The organism is Camelimonas sp. FR25 (assembly GCF_059740505.1).
Window position 1 is genome coordinate 93,914 of record NZ_JCAWFG010000036.1, and the last position, 15,444, is coordinate 109,357.

14 protein-coding genes are annotated in these 15,444 nt (G+C 63.5%); 11 read left to right on the top strand and 3 right to left on the bottom strand.

Annotation, left to right across the window (positions count from 1 at the left end; translation table 11 throughout):
• Positions 1-63: 63 nt before the first annotated feature.
• The 9 genes from AC6A67_RS04910 to AC6A67_RS04950 all read left to right on the top strand — a co-directional run bounded on the left by AC6A67_RS04910 (position 64) and on the right by AC6A67_RS04950 (position 9,129).
• Positions 64-1,524 (top strand): aldehyde dehydrogenase family protein, encoded by a 1,461-nt coding sequence (locus tag AC6A67_RS04910; RefSeq protein WP_498035438.1) that lies wholly within the window; start codon positions 64-66, stop codon positions 1,522-1,524.
• Between the two features lie 38 nt (positions 1,525-1,562).
• Positions 1,563-2,813 carry an amidohydrolase family protein gene (locus tag AC6A67_RS04915; protein WP_498035439.1) on the top strand — a complete coding sequence of 417 codons (1,251 nt, stop codon included), beginning with the start codon at positions 1,563-1,565 and terminating at the stop codon, positions 2,811-2,813.
• Positions 2,814-2,839: 26 nt separating this feature from the next.
• Positions 2,840-3,727: a carboxylating nicotinate-nucleotide diphosphorylase gene (gene nadC / locus AC6A67_RS04920; protein ID WP_498035440.1), complete on the top strand. Its 888-nt coding sequence runs from the start codon at positions 2,840-2,842 to the stop codon at positions 3,725-3,727.
• Between the two features lie 29 nt (positions 3,728-3,756).
• The gene (locus AC6A67_RS04925; RefSeq protein ID WP_498035441.1) at positions 3,757-4,440 is read left to right on the top strand and encodes a pyrimidine 5'-nucleotidase; all 684 of its coding nucleotides are present in this window, start codon (positions 3,757-3,759) and stop codon (positions 4,438-4,440) included.
• A gap of 162 nt (positions 4,441-4,602) precedes the next feature.
• The gene (locus tag AC6A67_RS04930) at positions 4,603-5,796 is read left to right on the top strand and encodes an ABC transporter substrate-binding protein (protein WP_498035442.1); all 1,194 of its coding nucleotides are present in this window, start codon (positions 4,603-4,605) and stop codon (positions 5,794-5,796) included.
• Between the two features lie 85 nt (positions 5,797-5,881).
• The gene (locus AC6A67_RS04935; RefSeq protein ID WP_498035443.1) at positions 5,882-6,766 is read left to right on the top strand and encodes a branched-chain amino acid ABC transporter permease; all 885 of its coding nucleotides are present in this window, start codon (positions 5,882-5,884) and stop codon (positions 6,764-6,766) included.
• Positions 6,763-7,647, top strand: a complete 885-nt coding sequence (locus AC6A67_RS04940) for a branched-chain amino acid ABC transporter permease (RefSeq protein WP_498035444.1) — start codon at positions 6,763-6,765, stop codon at positions 7,645-7,647. Before AC6A67_RS04935 ends, AC6A67_RS04940 begins: the two co-directional genes overlap by 4 nt.
• The gene (locus AC6A67_RS04945; protein WP_498035445.1) at positions 7,644-8,429 is read left to right on the top strand and encodes an ABC transporter ATP-binding protein; all 786 of its coding nucleotides are present in this window, start codon (positions 7,644-7,646) and stop codon (positions 8,427-8,429) included. Before AC6A67_RS04940 ends, AC6A67_RS04945 begins: the two co-directional genes overlap by 4 nt.
• A complete protein-coding gene (locus AC6A67_RS04950) occupies positions 8,422-9,129 on the top strand; it encodes an ABC transporter ATP-binding protein (RefSeq protein WP_498035446.1) in 708 nt (235 codons plus the stop codon). The genes AC6A67_RS04945 and AC6A67_RS04950 overlap by 8 nt, the downstream gene beginning before the upstream one ends.
• Before the next feature lie 399 nt (positions 9,130-9,528).
• On the opposite strand, the gene AC6A67_RS04955 is transcribed toward AC6A67_RS04950, so the two are convergent.
• A complete protein-coding gene (locus tag AC6A67_RS04955; RefSeq protein WP_498035447.1) occupies positions 9,529-10,497 on the bottom strand; it encodes an acyltransferase family protein in 969 nt (322 codons plus the stop codon).
• Complete coding sequence (locus tag AC6A67_RS04960; RefSeq protein WP_498035448.1) at positions 10,403-11,095, bottom strand: acyltransferase family protein; 693 nt, start codon at positions 11,093-11,095, stop codon at positions 10,403-10,405. Before AC6A67_RS04960 ends, AC6A67_RS04955 begins: the two co-directional genes overlap by 95 nt.
• Before the next feature lie 393 nt (positions 11,096-11,488).
• Here AC6A67_RS04960 and AC6A67_RS04965 point away from each other — a divergent pair, with 393 nt between their 5' ends.
• Together AC6A67_RS04965 and AC6A67_RS04970 are read left to right on the top strand one after the other, a co-directional pair.
• Positions 11,489-13,570 (top strand): hypothetical protein, encoded by a 2,082-nt coding sequence (locus AC6A67_RS04965; RefSeq protein WP_498035449.1) that lies wholly within the window; start codon positions 11,489-11,491, stop codon positions 13,568-13,570.
• A 315-nt stretch (positions 13,571-13,885) separates the two neighbouring features.
• Positions 13,886-14,623, top strand: a complete 738-nt coding sequence (locus AC6A67_RS04970; protein WP_498035450.1) for a spermidine synthase — start codon at positions 13,886-13,888, stop codon at positions 14,621-14,623.
• 76 nt (positions 14,624-14,699) lie between these two features.
• Here the strand turns inward: AC6A67_RS04970 and AC6A67_RS04975 are convergent, their stop codons facing one another.
• Positions 14,700-15,431: a (2Fe-2S) ferredoxin domain-containing protein gene (locus AC6A67_RS04975; protein ID WP_498035451.1), complete on the bottom strand. Its 732-nt coding sequence runs from the start codon at positions 15,429-15,431 to the stop codon at positions 14,700-14,702.
• Between the last annotated feature and the right edge of the window lie 13 nt (positions 15,432-15,444).

Here is a 15,444-nt window from a genome sequence, read left to right on the forward strand (position 1 = left end):
TTCCTTGGGCCCCCTTTCCTTGGGCCCCCACTCCTTGGCCACCCGCGTCGCAGGACCTGACTGATGACCTTGCCGATCGCCCCTGAACTGCTTGCGCCTTATGTGAACGGCGCCTTCACAGACGCCGGGGCAGGCGCGCCGCTTGTGCTGGTCAATCCTGCCACTGGCGCGGAGCTGGCGCAGGTGGCCAGCGCCAGCGTGGCCACGGCGGAGGCGGCAATCGCCGCCGCCCGCGCCGCCTTCGATGCCGGGCCATGGCCACAGACGCCGCCGTTTGAACGCGGACGGGTGCTGCAGGCCATCAGCGACCGGATGATGGCGTCGCTGGACAGCTTTGCTGTGATCGAAGCGCTCAACGCCGGCAAACCGATCGCCGGCGTGCGCCGCGAGGTGGCCGGCGCAGCCCGCGTCTTCGCCTATTACGCTGGCGCCATGGACAAGTTCCCAGGCGATGCCTTGCCGGTCGACCGGCATTTGCTCAGCCTGACGCTGCGTGAGCCTCTCGGCGTCGTCGCCCAGATCACCCCGTGGAATTTCCCGCTGCTGGCGGCCGCCTGGAAGCTGGCGCCCGCTCTGGCCGCCGGCTGCGCCGTGGTGCTGAAGCCATCGCCCCTGACGCCGCTGTCGACGCTGCTGCTGGCGCAGATCGCCGGCGACTGCGGCGTTCCGGCGGGCGTCATCAATATCGTGCCCGGCGATGGCGACGTCGGCGCCTTGCTGACCAGCCACCCGCTGGTCGACGGCGTCTCGTTCACTGGCTCAACCGCCATCGGCGCCGCGGTGATGAAATCCGCCGCCGACAGCATCAAGAAGGTAGCGCTGGAGCTGGGCGGCAAGAACGCCAGCATCATTTTCGCTGACGCCGATATCGACCAGGCGGCGCGGAGCGCCGTGGGCGGGGCTTTTGGCAACGCCGGACAGTCGTGCTCGGCCCGCTCACGCATTCTGGTGCAGCGCAGCGCGCTGCCCGCGTTTGAGGCTGCCTTCGCTGCGGCATCCGCCGCCTTGCGGCCTGGCGACACCATGGATGAGGCCACCACATTGGGTCCGCTGATTTCAGCGGCGCACAAGGCCGCCGTGCAACGCCATATCGCCGCCGCCTGCGACAGCAACGCCCGGCTGGTGGCTGGCGGGGCCAGCGTTGCTGCGCTGCCTGGCTATTTTCTTGAGCCGACGATCTTCAGCGATGTCAGCGCTGACCATCCGCTGTTCCATGAGGAAGTCTTCGGCCCGGTGGCCAGCATCACGCCATTTGACGATGAGGCCGAAGCCATCAGCCTCGCCAATGCCTCCGACTACGGCCTCAACGGCTCGGTGTGGTCGCGCGATATCGGCCGGGCGCTGCGCACGGCGCGGGGCATGCGCACCGGCTCGGTGGCGGTGAACGGCCTGCCCAGCGCCAGCACCCACGCGCTGTTCACCCCCTTCGGCGGCTATCGCCGCTCCGGCATTGGCCGCGAGCTCGGCATGCACGCGCTCGATTTCTACACCGAACTCAAGACCATCGCGATTGATCTGGCGTGACGTTGACGTCGGCCGCAACAGCAAAAGGGTTTAGCTCCATGCAAACGGCGATTACAGGCGGCGTGCTGATTGACGGCCTCGGCGGCGATCCGGTGCGCAACGCGGTGGTGGTGATCGACAATGAACGCATCGTCGCCGCAGGCCCTGCGACCAGCGTCCAGGTTCCGGCCGGCGCCACGGTGCTTGACGCGGCTGGCCGCACCATCCTGCCGGGCTTCATCGACACCCATGTGCACGGCACCTATCGCGCCCGCGACATGCGCCAGCACCTGCTCAACACGCCGACCTATAATGTGTTGCGCTCCATCGATATTTTCCGCGAGACCCTGGCCTGCGGCGTCACCGCCGCGCGCGATATGGGCGGCGCCGACGCCGGCTTCCGCCAGGCCATCGCCGAAGGGCTGATTGACGGACCGCGCCTGATGATCGCCATCGGCATGGTGTCGCAGACCGGCGGCCACGGTGATTATTGGGTGCCCGCCGACATGCGCATCAAGAAGCGCGCCTGGCTGCCCGATACGGTCGCCGATGGCGAAGAGGGCATGCGCCGTCTGGTGCGTGAGCTGCTGATGCGCGGCGCCGATTTCATCAAGATCTGCGCCACCGGCGGCATTACCTCGGTGACCGACAGCTGGGATGAGCCGCAATACACCATTGGCGAGATCCACGTCGCCGTGACCGAGGCCGCCGCCAGGGGGAAGCATGTGGCGGTGCACGCCGAGGGCGTCGCCGGCATCAACAATGCGCTCAAGGCCGACATCCACACGCTGGAGCACGGCTGGTTCATTGATGAGGAGAGCATTGACCTGCTGCTGAAGACTGGCGCGTGGTGGGTGCCGACCCTCGCTCTGGTGCCGCTGTCGATCGAGCGGCGCAAACAGGACAAGAAGTGGGCGGCGGACCAGCTCGGTCAGGAAGACGAGAAGGACACCCAGATCTATTCGCTGATGCAGACGCAAATTCCGATCTGGAAAGAAGCGGTGCGTCGCGGCGTCAGGGTCGCCTTCGGCACCGACCAGTCGCACCGTCTGCTGGTGGGCGAAAACATGGTCGAGCTCGGCTTCATGGTCGACTGGCTCGGCATGTCGGAGATGGATGTCATCGTCTCCGCCACCAGCAAGGCGGCGGAATGCATCGGCATGAAAGACGTCGGCGCCATCGCCCCGGGCAAATTCGCCGACATCCTTGTGGTCGACGGCGATCCGCTCGCCAATATCCGCATCCTTGAAGAACGCGCCCGCCTGCATCTGGTGATGAAGGGCGGCAAGGCTTTCGCCAACACCCTCTGATCTGCGCCCAACCCTGGAGCAAAACCGTGCAACTCAATCGTTTTATGGTCCGACAGCTCGTTCAGGCGGCGCTGGATGAAGAAATTGGCGCCGGCGACACCACTGGCGGCTTCCTGATTGGCGACGATCCGGTGCAGACTGGCCAGATCTACGCCAAGGCCAGCGGCGTCATCTGCGGCCTGATGCTGGCTGATGAGACCATCCGTCAGATCGAGCCCGCCGCCACTGTCGAGCACATGGTGCGCGACGGCGATGTGGTCGAGCCCGGCCAGGTGCTGCTGAAGGTGACAGCCCGCGCCTCGACCTTCTTCATTGTGGAGCGCTCGTCGCTGGACTGGATCCAGCAGATGTCCGGCGTCGCCACCAAGACGCGCCGCTACGTCGACATGGTCAGCCACACCAATGTCCGCCTCACCGACACGCGCAAGGGCTGGCCAGGGCTGCGCCGCGTCATGAAATACGCAGTGCGCGTCGGCGGCGCCCACAACCACATCTTCAACCTGGGCAATTGCATCCTGGTGAAGGACAATCACATCAAGATCGCCGGCTCGATCACCGAGGCGATCCGGCTGTTGCGCGCCCAGGCCCAGCACACCTTCAAGATTGAGGTGGAGTGCGAGACCATGGACATGGTGCAGGAAGCGCTCGATTGCGGCGTCGAGATCATCATGTTCGACAACATGGATCTGGAGGAGATGCGCGAGGCGCTGAAGCTGGTGAATGGCCGCGCCATGACCGAAGCCTCGGGCGGCATCAATGAGAACACCATTGTGCCGATCGCCGAAACCGGCGTCGACATCATCTCGGTGGGCGACCTGACCCACACCATCAAGGCGCTGGACTGCTCGCTAGACGTCAAGGACATCAAGCCGAGCGCGCACCGCACCATCGGGCGTCTGCGCACCGACGCCTGACCGCGCCGTCCTGTTTCCGGAGCCGCCGCATGAGCCAGCCCACGACCATCACCGGTCTCAGCGCCCTGCCCGGCGGCGACCGTATCAGGCACTGGCTGCTTGATCTGGACGACACGCTCTATCCCCGCTCCGCCGGCCTCCATGAACAGATGCGCCGGCGGGTGGTGAGCTTTATCATGCAGCGCCTTGCGCTGGATGAGGCCGCGGCGACGGCCATGCATCTGGACTATTACAGCCGCTTCGGCGCCACGATCCAGGGGCTGATCCGGCTGCATGGGGTGGCGCCAGCGGACTTCCTCGCCCACGTTCACGACATCGATCTGGCGCCACTGGCGCCACATCCTGAACTGAAACAGGTACTGTCCAGCCTGCCAGGCCGCCGCATAGTCTTCACCAATAGTGCGCGCGCCCACGCCGACAGGGTGATCGCCGCGCTCGGGCTGGGCGAGGTCATCGATGACATCTACGCCATCGAGGATTGCGACTACCGGGCCAAGCCCGACGACGACGCCTATGACGGCTGCATCCGCCGCCATGGGGTCGCGCCAGAGGCGGCGCTGATGGCTGACGACCGGCCTGGCAACCTGCAACCATCGCAGGCGCGGGGCCTGCGAACACTGCTCATTGACGAAACGGGATTTACGCCGCAACCCGGCGCAACCTTCCGCGCTGACGCAATAGCAAAGTCGCTCATTTCTTTTCTAGTATCATAATGGACCTGCCGAGATGGCAGGTCTTTTTATTTTGTGCTGTATTTGCGAGCAAAAATTTTTCACAACACTGGGCAATGCGGAAATTTTATCCAACAAATGCTCAAACTATAAAAACACCTGCCGCAGACGCCCGTGATAATATTCAACAAAAGGGGAGCACTCATGACACGCATTCTGAGCGGGCGCCACGCCCCATCCGTCAGCCGCCGCACCGTCGCCCGCCGTCTTGGGCTGGCCCTGGCTGGAACCATGCTGGCCGGCGCCAGCATGCTGGGCGCCGCCGCCCAGGCTGAAACTCCCGTCAAGGTGGGCATTGTCCAGGCGACCTCCGGCGGCTCCGCCGCGCTCTATGGCACAATGCAGAAAAACGGCGCCCTGCTGGCCATCGACGAGATCAACGCCTCGGGCGCGCTCGGCGACTTCAAACTGGTCGGCCTGCATGAGGATGACGCCGGCGATCGCGGCCAGAGCGTCAACATCTTCCAGCGTATGATCAACAAGGACAAGGTTGCGGTCATTCTTGGCCCGACCCTGGCCAATTCGGCCTTCGCCGCTGACCCGCTGGCCCAGCGCGCCAAAATGCCGGTGATCGCCAGCTCGAACACTGCGCCTGGCATCACCGCCATCGGCACGTTCATTTTCCGCACCAGCCCGCCCGAGAACATGGTGTTTCCCGGCGTGCTGAAATACGCCCAGCAAAAGCACGGCATCAAGAGCGCGGCGCAGATCTACGGCATCGACGACATGCTGATGAAAACTGCCTATTCAGTGCAGAAGAAGGCGCTGGAAGACGCAGGCATCAAGATCCTCGCCACCGAAACCTTCCAGAAGGGCGACGTCGATTACTCGGCGCAGCTGACCAAGATCAAGGCGACCAACCCCGACGCCATCGTCATCGGCGGCCTCGCCGAGGAAACCGCCAACATCGTGCGCCAGGCCCGACAGCTCGGCATTCCGGAAACCACGGTGATCATGGGCGCCAACGCCGCCATCTCCAGCAAGCTCGCAGAGCTGGCCGGCAAGGCGGCGGATGGCTTCCTCGTCGGCTCCGGCTGGTTCATCGGCTATGACGACCCGGTCAACAAGAAGTTCGTCGACGCCTACAAGGCCCGCTACAACAGCCTGCCGGACAATTTCGCCGCCCAGGCCTACACCTCGGTCTATGCCTTCGCCGACGCCCTGAAGCGGGCCGGCGGCATTGGCGACGCTGACAAGCTGCGTGACGCCCTCGCCACGGTGGAAGACCTGCCGTCGCCTTCCGGTCCGTTCAGCTTCGACAAGGATCGTGAGCCGGTGATCGCCGCCAAGGTGCTGACCATGCGCGACGGCAAATTCGTTCTCGCCGGCACGGAGTAAGCCGGCCGGGGACCCTCATCTCAACTGACTGACGTTACTGGGTCCGGCGGGAGCGAACCCCGCCGGCCAGGCTGGCGGGGCGCTGATGTCTACATTCTTGCAGCAGGTGGTGAACGGGCTGTCGCTCGGCTCCACCTACGCCGTGTTCGCGATGGGCTGTACGCTGATCTTCGGCGTTCTGAACATCGTCAACATGGCCCAGGGCGCGTTCTTCATGGCGGGCGCCTATTTTGGCCTTGAAGCGTCGCGGCTCGGCCTGCCAATTCCCCTGGCGCTGCTGGTGGCGGCGGCAGGCGGCGGCCTGCTTGGCGTGTTGTCGGAGCTGGTGGTGTTTCGCACCATCCGCCTGCGCGGCGGCCACAAATGGATGGGGCTGGTGGCCTCGCTCGCTTTGGCCCGCATGCTGGTCGGCGTCGCCCAGGAAGTGTTCGGCACCGAGGTGCAAGGCTATCCCGCAGCGCTCAATCTATCCGCAGCCTGGGAAATCGGCGGCGTCCGCATCCAGCTGATCCAGATGACCATCATGGCCGCGTCGCTGGCGCTGATGATCGTGCTTTACGTCCTGCTGCAACGCAGCGCCACGGGTCGCGCCATTCGCACCGTAGCCTTTAGCGAAGATGTGGCGCGGATTGTCGGCGTGCCGGTGGGGCGCACCATTCTGGTCACCTTCCTCGTGGCGGGGGCGCTCGCCGGCGCGGCGGGCATGCTGCTCGGCATCCTGTTCAACGTGGTGTCGCCGTTCATGGGCGAGCACATGCTGGTCAAGGGCCTGACGGTGATGATCCTCGGCGGCCTTGGCAACGTGCCAGGCGCGGTGGCTGGCGGCCTGATGCTTGGCCTTATCGAGGTGTTCTCGGTCGCTTGGGTGTCGTCCTCTTTCCGTGACGCCATCGGCTTCGGCCTCGTGTTCCTCATCCTGCTGGTCAAGCCCACTGGCCTGTTCTCCGGCTTTGTGGAGCGCCGCGCATGACGTTCCTCACCGACATCTACAGCGCCTATGGCAACATCATCGATCTGTGCCTGCTCAACAGCATTCTGGCCTATGGCGTCTATCTGGCGCTCAGCGCCAACATGTTCACGCTCGGCACCGGCGGTTTCATGGCGGTGGGCGCCTATTGCGCCGTCTATCTGACCATGCAGCTTGAGGCGCCCTTCGCCGTGGCGCTGCTTGCCGGCGGGCTGTTGTCCGGGCTGGCGGCGGCGGCCATCGGCGCGCCGGTGCTGAAGCTGCGCGGCGACTATTTCATGCTCGCCACCTTCGCCTTCACCGAAGTTATCCGGGTCATCGCCCTGAACTGGGAGAGCGTCACTGGCGGCGCCACTGGCATTGTCGCCATCCCCAATTACACCAACACCTGGCTGCTGGGCGGCCTGCTCATTGTCTGCGCCGTGCTGGTGTACGCGCTGCGGCGCTCGCGCCATGGCAAGGCCATCGACGCCATCCGCCACGACGACACCATCGCCGAGGCGATGGGCATCAATGTGGTGAGCTACAAGATGGCGCTGTTCGTCGTCAGCGGTTTCATCGCCGGCGTCTGCGGCGGGCTCGCGGCCCATCTCAACTTCTTCGTCGGCCCGACCGATTTCGGCCTGCTGCGTTCCGTCGACGCCCTCGCCTATCCGATCCTCGGCGGCGTCAATACGCTGATTGGTCCGGTCGTCGGCGCCGTCATCACCACACTGTTGCCTGAAGCCCTGCGCTTCTCCAATCAGCTGCGCGAGATCCTGATGGGCGGGCTGATCCTGGCTGTGGTGCTGTTCCTGCCTGGCGGCGTGATGTCGCTGTTCCGCCGCAAGCCAAGGGGCGCTGCGCCGGCGGCCGGCGCCCAGACCGTGGGAGCGCAGCGATGAACCTCAATCCAGCCCCTGCCCGCCTGCAGGTCAGCCAGATCCACAAACGCTTCCAGGGCGTGATCGCGGTCGACAATGTGTCGTTTACCGCCGAGCCTGGCCGGGTCACCGGCCTGATTGGGCCCAATGGCTCCGGCAAAACGACCACCATGAACGTCATCACCGGCCTTTATGATGCGGACGCGGGTTCGGTGCGGCTCGACAATGTCGACCTCTTGCGGATGAAGCCGTTCGAGATCGCCCGCCAGGGCGTGGCCCGCACCTTCCAGAACATCCGCCTGCTGCCCGAGGCCACAGCGCTCGACAATGTGGTGATCGGCACGATCGCCGCCCAGAAAGCATCGATCGTCCCGGTGCTGGCGCGGCTTCCCGGCGCCCGCCGGGAGGAAGCGGCGGCGCGTGACGCCGCGCGCGCCTTGCTCACGCAGGCAGGCGTCGGCCATCTCGCCGACCATGAGGCCGGCGCCCTGTCTTATGGCGACCGGCGTCGGGTGGAGATTGCCCGCGCCCTTGCGACCAGGCCGCGGCTCTTGTTGCTGGATGAGCCTGCTGCGGGCATGACCCATGGCGAGCGTCGCGCTCTGGTCGAGCTGATCCACAGCATCCGCGACAGCGGCGTGACCATCCTGCTGATCGAACATGACATCGATCTGGTGGCTTCGGTCTGCGACCAGATCGTTGTGCTGAACTTTGGCCGCGAGATCGCCGAGGGCACGCCGCAGGAAATCCGCGACAATCCGGCGGTGATCGAGGCCTATCTGGGAAGCGACGACGATGCTTGAAATCCGCAATCTGCGCGCCGGCTATGGCCAGTTGCCGGTGCTGCACGACATTTCGCTCAGCGTGCCCAAAGGCGCCTGCGTCTGCCTGATTGGGGCCAATGGCGCCGGCAAGACCACCACCCTGTCGACGATCTGCGGCCTGGTACGCCCCTCGGCCGGCGAGATCAGCCTCGACGGCGCGCCCATCACCGGCCAGCGCACCGACGCCATTGTCCGCGCCGGCGTATCACTTGTGCCAGAAGGCCGCCGCATCGTCGCCAATATGAGTGTCGAGGACAATCTTCTGGTCGGCGCCTATACCCGCAAGGACCGCGATGAGGTGAAGCGCGACATCGACGGCATCTACACGCGCTTCACCCGGCTTGGCGAACGGCGCGCCCAGTTCGCCGGCTCGCTGTCGGGCGGCGAACAGCAGATGCTGGCCATGGGCCGCGCCCTGATGGCGCGCCCACGCATGCTGCTGCTCGACGAGCCCTCGATGGGCCTCGCGCCCCACATCGTCAACGCCATCTTCGACACCATCCGCGAGATCAACCAGCAGGGAACAACCGTGTTGCTGGTCGAGCAGAACGCCAAGAAAGCCCTATCCATCGCCTCGTGGGGCTACGTCCTCGAAGCGGGCGCCATCAGCTTGCAGGGCCCTGCGCAGGAACTGCGTCGCTCCAGACAGGTGATCGACGCCTACCTTGGCGGGCATTGAGGCGCGCCGCATCTATGCACTTGGGCCGGACTTGGGCGGGCGACCGGCGCTTACTGGCTGGGTCTCATCACATGTCTCCAGCAGTAGCGTCGGGGATTTCGGCCATGAATTCACTGACAAGCCCGGTCTTTGCTGACGGTTGTCGTGACGGACCGATGTAGGAGCTGAGCCCAGCGTTCGGTTGGACGCCCCCCGGGGGCCCACCTCCAGTGACGACCATGATGACAGCTCGCCAGCCACCTCGCCTCTGCGGCTCAACATTCCACGGTGGGGTTGTCGGGCGAGCAACGGATCAAAACCGGGGCCACCGCAATCGGCCCCAGAGGCAGGTTCCACGTCCCAGGCAGGATGACGTTGTCGCCCCCTCCATGGGCGGCTCAGGCGTCAGTGATCCTTGATTCAGGTGGTCACGGCAGACCTCTGATCCCGCAATGGCTTCTCGTGTTCCACGCCAGATGGAGCGACGCCCAATACATAACGACTGAATGCGTTCGATAGACGCGTCGAAGGCCTGTCAATGAATCGTTCGACCAGCGACGCCAACACAAGGCAAACCACCGTCGTCGCGACAAATGTCATCGCGAGTGATGTCAGATACGGAACGCTGCAGACAACCTTCAATGCATACATGAGACCAAAGGATAGCGAGCAAATAACCGGCCAGTGGAGCAGATAAAGGGCAAAGGAAATTTTGCCCAAATACACTGGAACGCGTGTTGACAGCAGGCTCCGCGCCGGTCGACAGCCAAGAATCCCAGCCACCAGGAGCACGGCGCCGACTGCGTTGAACACATAGCGCTCGGCGCCCGCCAAAGGAAACAATGGCGCCGGCGCAACCGGCAGCGGCAGCGCACGCGCCCAGTCGAACCACCATGAGTAATCGTAAGCCCCGCAGACAAGTCCCGCAATAATCAAGCCGAGACAAAGCAAGCTGGACTTCAGCAACACAGGTCGCGTCACATGCAATACGCTCCCGAAAAATATCGACAAACAGTGCATTTGGTTAGAATGCGACGAAAAAATGAGCGCGGCCAGCGCCCAGAATACGACAAGATTCAACCAAATGCGCCGTGTCCCAAACAATGCATAGACCGCAAATAGCAAAATCGAGCCAAGGAACTCTATCTGTATCGTCCATAGAGGTGGATTGAGCGACACCGATCCAAGAAGCGGCGCCCCAAAAAGCCCGTCAGCTAACGCGTGTGAAAGCGTAACCGGGCTGGAGTAAGAACTCATCGGCCAGCCTGCGGCGCCGATATCGGGAGCCAGCTGGTTAAACATCAGCCCGGACTGCAATAGGGCAAAACCGAAGAGAATGGACGCGAACGCTGGCAGTGCGAGGCGCGGATATCTTTTTGCCGCCCCCAATTGGAGTGAATTTATATTCTTTGTTGCAAAAAAATGTGTAAGTCAATACATAACCACTCAGCCCGAACAACAGTGAGACGCCAAAACTGCCGTTGTATAGCACGGTAAAAAACGGCTGCTGGAAGACGCTTTCGACCGAAAAATTCCGTGGTATCACAGCGCCCCTGGTGAGCTTTTCCGCCGTGTGTGGAAGAAACGCGAAAATACAATGACCAAGGAACACGCTGAGGCAGGCTAAACCACGCAGTCCTTCCAGAGAGGCATCTTTTTGCGCCAGCTGACGTGCGCTGACAGAGATCGGTTGTTTCGTCCGCCAGCCTGTGACTGTAGAATTCCGCAGGGTAGCGAGCTGGTTATTGTACAGGAAAACAGCCCATCCATTGAGTGACGCCGTAACGCCGCGTCGGGTCAATGTGTCGCCTTTCGCAAGTACATGCGCGGACCACATGGCCTCAATTCTCGCTGCTGCATTTGCGCGAGACTGAGGCAAGTACTCCAAAGAAGGCTCGCTGGCAGCGCCAGGCTGGAACAACGTTGAAATATTCGCGATCTGCGAAACACAACAGCTGCTCGCGGTAGCCATAACCCGATGTGTCATGCTCGGGTTCTGGTATTAACCGCTACCACATCTGAACGTTTGGCCGCTTAACCGTTCCGCAAGCCGGGTGTTTATGGAGCGGGGTGTTTGTGGAGCCCGGTTGTCTATGGTTCCAGAACCTCGTTCGGACGCGCAGGCCGGCTTCCGCGCCGTGAGGCTCGTGACGGGCAAATTCGTCGCGCCCCCCAGATCGCCAGTTGCACACGACGACAGACGCCCGGATACCCGCCCCCCTTGTAACCGCATGGCGACACACAGCCATCGCCATGGGCACGCCCCTCAAAATCCCAACAAAAACCGCAGACTATCGGCACATAACCGCATCTATGCCACAGTTAAATCGGAAAACTGCAACAAGAAACCACACCCACGCCGACATATACTATATGGAATGTGGACAACGTACCTTCTTTTATTCACCGCGTCAACAATCGTCGGACCCGCATCAGCCTCCCGCGTATCGGATTCCCCCGCATCAACGATTTTGGACCCATAATCACGGCCACCGAGCCTCCGGCCCAAGTATTTATCAGCGTAGACACTGACGACTGGCGTTGGACCGTCTATCGCGCCCTGCCCCATGGCGAGCGGCGCAATATTCTTCAACATTACCTTGCTGCGCCCGTCCGTCGCGAACAACACGTCGGCCTAAGCGACAGCGTTCAACTTTGGATAAAGAAACGTCAATACATGAATTTCGCAAATTTTATTATTCTCCTCGAGCGCACCATCCGCAATGCCGATGGAGCAGGTGTGGAGCTCAATCAACTTGCGTCGACCATTGCGCAACCGACCGAGGGTTTGCTGTCGAGTTATGCGTCCATCGCCGCCAAGGTTGCGCGTGAAGAGACCCTGCAGGGCGCACGAGAGCTATGGGAACTGGCGCAGAGCGACGCCGCATTCAGGAGCAGACTGAGCATGCTGCATTGCCGGCTCATGGCGCAATCTGGCAGCGTGCCCGTCCCCTGCCAGCAGGTCAGAAGTCGGCTGCATTATCTCCACACCAATATTTCTATGTCGCTGAAGACGGTGATCGATGAGGTTGAGCGTGCAGGCGACGCCGCCATCAATCCATTGTTCATCCGCTGGCTCGACGTGAGCATCACCGGCGCGCTGCTATATATCCCGGTTGTCGGTCCGGCGCTGTCTGATGTGCATAACAATCTTTTCGCCGGGCTGAAGAAGCTGGTGCTGGATATGGCGGCGAGCCGGGCGCCGCAAGACAGCGTTGCGTTCGCCAGCAGGGCGCCGGCCGAGGCGGTGGCGGGCGTATTTGCAGCGACAACGTCCCATATTACGAGTGGTCTGTCGCAAGCCTCATCGACCTTTTCCGCCGCAAGCCAGCGTCTGAGACCCGTGCAAGGCCTCGCCTCACTGGTCTATGGCGCGCTTTCCTACGCCGTCACACGACAGGGCGACGTTGTTCTCTCGCACAACTACCCCTGCGCTCCTGTCTACGCGGCGTCGCTCACCCAATCCCTGCGTCGCCATGAATCGCGCCATCAGACACTGGCGCATTTCAGGGATCACACGGACGTTGTTTTTCAGAGTATCGAGCAATACATTGACCGCACCGTTCAGCAGCAATTGGATCAGACGCTTGACGACATCGCCCGGCGCTGGCAGCCGGACGCGCCGCCGGGCATCAAGAAGACGCTGATCCTCATGGGCTATTTCTATGGCAAGCGCACCCGCAGCCTTCAGGGACAGGGGCGCGCCCAGCAAGGCGGCGCCAATTTGGCGAACGGTATGGGGCGCGCAACATTCACCCAGAGCAGCAATACTGACAATGCCCCACCCAGTGCGGCGCGACGGGCGCATCTGCAGGCGCTGTCGCACAACCCGCAGATGACAGCCATGCAGCAGGCCGCTGTCGCGGATGTCAAGCTCCTCGCCAGCAAACCCATGCTCCTGTCTTTCGCCAACACCGAAGATTTGATGGCCAGTGTTGAGGCGTACAGCGCCAGGCTGAAATATGCAGCCTATGCAGATATTGACCAGGCCCTGCAGCGCAGCTCATTCCCTCTGACACATGACGACAGGCTGGCGCTGTGGCGACTGTGTGTTGGCGCGCAACTCATCGTAAGCCATGCCCTGAACGACGCCCGCCTGAAGTCCCATGGCAAGCTGAACAGGCTTCTCGCGGCCATTTCGCCGACAACACAGGCGACGCCCATTCCTGCGCACTATGTCGACCTGATCCGCAAGGCGGGCTTTATCGTCGATTATATTGGCGTAATGGGCTACACATCTGAATGCCGCAAACGCAAATTTGCCGACGCCGGCAAGATCAGATGGTCCCTGTCTCCCAGCAATACGGAACGGGCGCTGCTGATCACATTCAGTATCCTGGTCGTATCCTCACTGGATATCGGCAAATTGCTGATGGGGATACACGACTGGCGCACGACCAGGGAGGCGCTCGCGCACGCCTGCACCACCATTTCCGAGAGCGCGCTGGCGCAGCGGCCATAGCATGCAATCCGGCCTGTCCCTCCCCTGCTCAGGCCTCGCTGGCGCCGCGTCTAATCGCGGTCGCACAGCGGCGGCAGCCTGGTGCAACGCGCGGCGCGGGCAGCTGGCAGCTGGCAGCTGGCAACTGACGGATACGTCACCCCTGGTCGTCACGGATCGGCCTGGCGCGTGTTGGCGACGCCGTTCGACGAACCACAGCAGCCTAGCGCAGTCGCCGGTTTCGTGATTCTTGCCGCCTGGTGTATGTGCGGGGCGGCGCCGAACCGCTCACCGCGTGGCCGCATTGATCTGTCGCTACACCTTTGAGGCATTCCCATGATCCCCTGGACCTTGCTCGCAACGGCGAAAGTCCCTGGCGGCGACGGCGAGTTGCGGCTCAAGCGGCGCGGCGAGGAATATTCCATCATGATCGGCGCGACCGAGCTGATGAACAGCCGCCTCAGTGGGTCTGAGAAAGCCCTGGCCAGCCTTGTATGCGAGCGGCTGGCGGCAAAACCGGGCCTCAACATGCTGATTGGCGGCCTCGGCATGGGTTTCACCCTGCGCGAAGCGCTGGCAGGCGTTGGCGCCGACGCCGCCGTAGTCGTGTCGGAGCTGTCGCCGGCGGTGATCGCCTGGGCCCGCGGGCCAATGGCGCCGATTTTTGGCGACAGTCTGAGCGATCCGCGCGTCGAAATTCGCGAAGGCGACGTCCTTCGGCACATCCGCGCCAGCACCGCTCTCTATGACGCAATTCTGCTCGATGTCGACAATGGGCCTGGCGGCCTGACGCGATCGGGCAATGACAGCCTGTATGACGCAAAGGGCATCGCCGCCTGCCACGCTGCGCTGCGGCCCGGCGGTATTCTCTCCGTGTGGTCCTCGGCGCCGGACGAAGATTTCACCGCCCGGCTGCGCCGCAGCGGCTTTGGCGTCGACGTCGTGCGCGTACGCGCCAATGGCAAGGGCGGCGGCGCCCGCCATGTCATCTGGATCGCGACCAGAGGCGCTGGGCCACAGGCGACGCCCAGGCCCGCACAGCCGCGCGCGCCCCGTCGCCGCCCAGGCGCCTGACTGCGCCTTGCCGACCTTTCGGATCAGGCCGATCCTGGCGACGCGACCGCGTCGCCGGGGCGCACACCGCGTGCTGCTACCGCAGTCTGATGTCAGCGACTGGCTCGCCTCCCAGCAGATGGTCGCTGATAATCCGGTCAAGGGCCGCCTCATCGAGCTGGCCATACCAGACGCCGTCCGGGTGGACGATGAGCAGCGGCCCCTGATTGCACGGATACAGACACCCACTGCGCACGCACATCACCCGCAGCGGACCAGCGTTGAGGGCGCGATGCTGCTTCATGCGCTGGCGCAAATATTGGTACAGCGGCTGGGCGCGGCGGTGGGCGCAGCGGGCGCCGAGGCAGAAAAACACCTGCCGCGCATGATCCGGCACGTCGCTCCAGCCCGGCTTGCCCATGGAGGGCGTGACATCGGCGACGTCGGTGACCGCATCAGACGGCGCGGCCAGCGCGGCGGCGATGGCGGCGACAAGGTCAACGAAAGCCTCCACCGGCGGGGCGATGCGGACGCGCATGGCGGGCTGACCGCCAGCGAGGCGGCTCTGACGCCAGGCGGCGAGCGCACCAGGCAGCCAGGCGCTCATGGTCGGATCGGCCGGCGTCGCCACCGAAACCAGCACGACATCGGTCACGCCGTCCTCGCCCAGGCGATCGAGCACTTGCGGGACCGAGGGGCCGGTGAGGTCTTCAAACGCCGCGTGATAGCTGCGGCAGGGGTCGCGCGCCGCCATGGCGCTGGCCAGCTGCGCGACGCCCTGCTTGCGGTCGAAAGCGGCGCGGCCGTAGAGGATCACAGCCTGTTTCATGCCCATTTCGCCC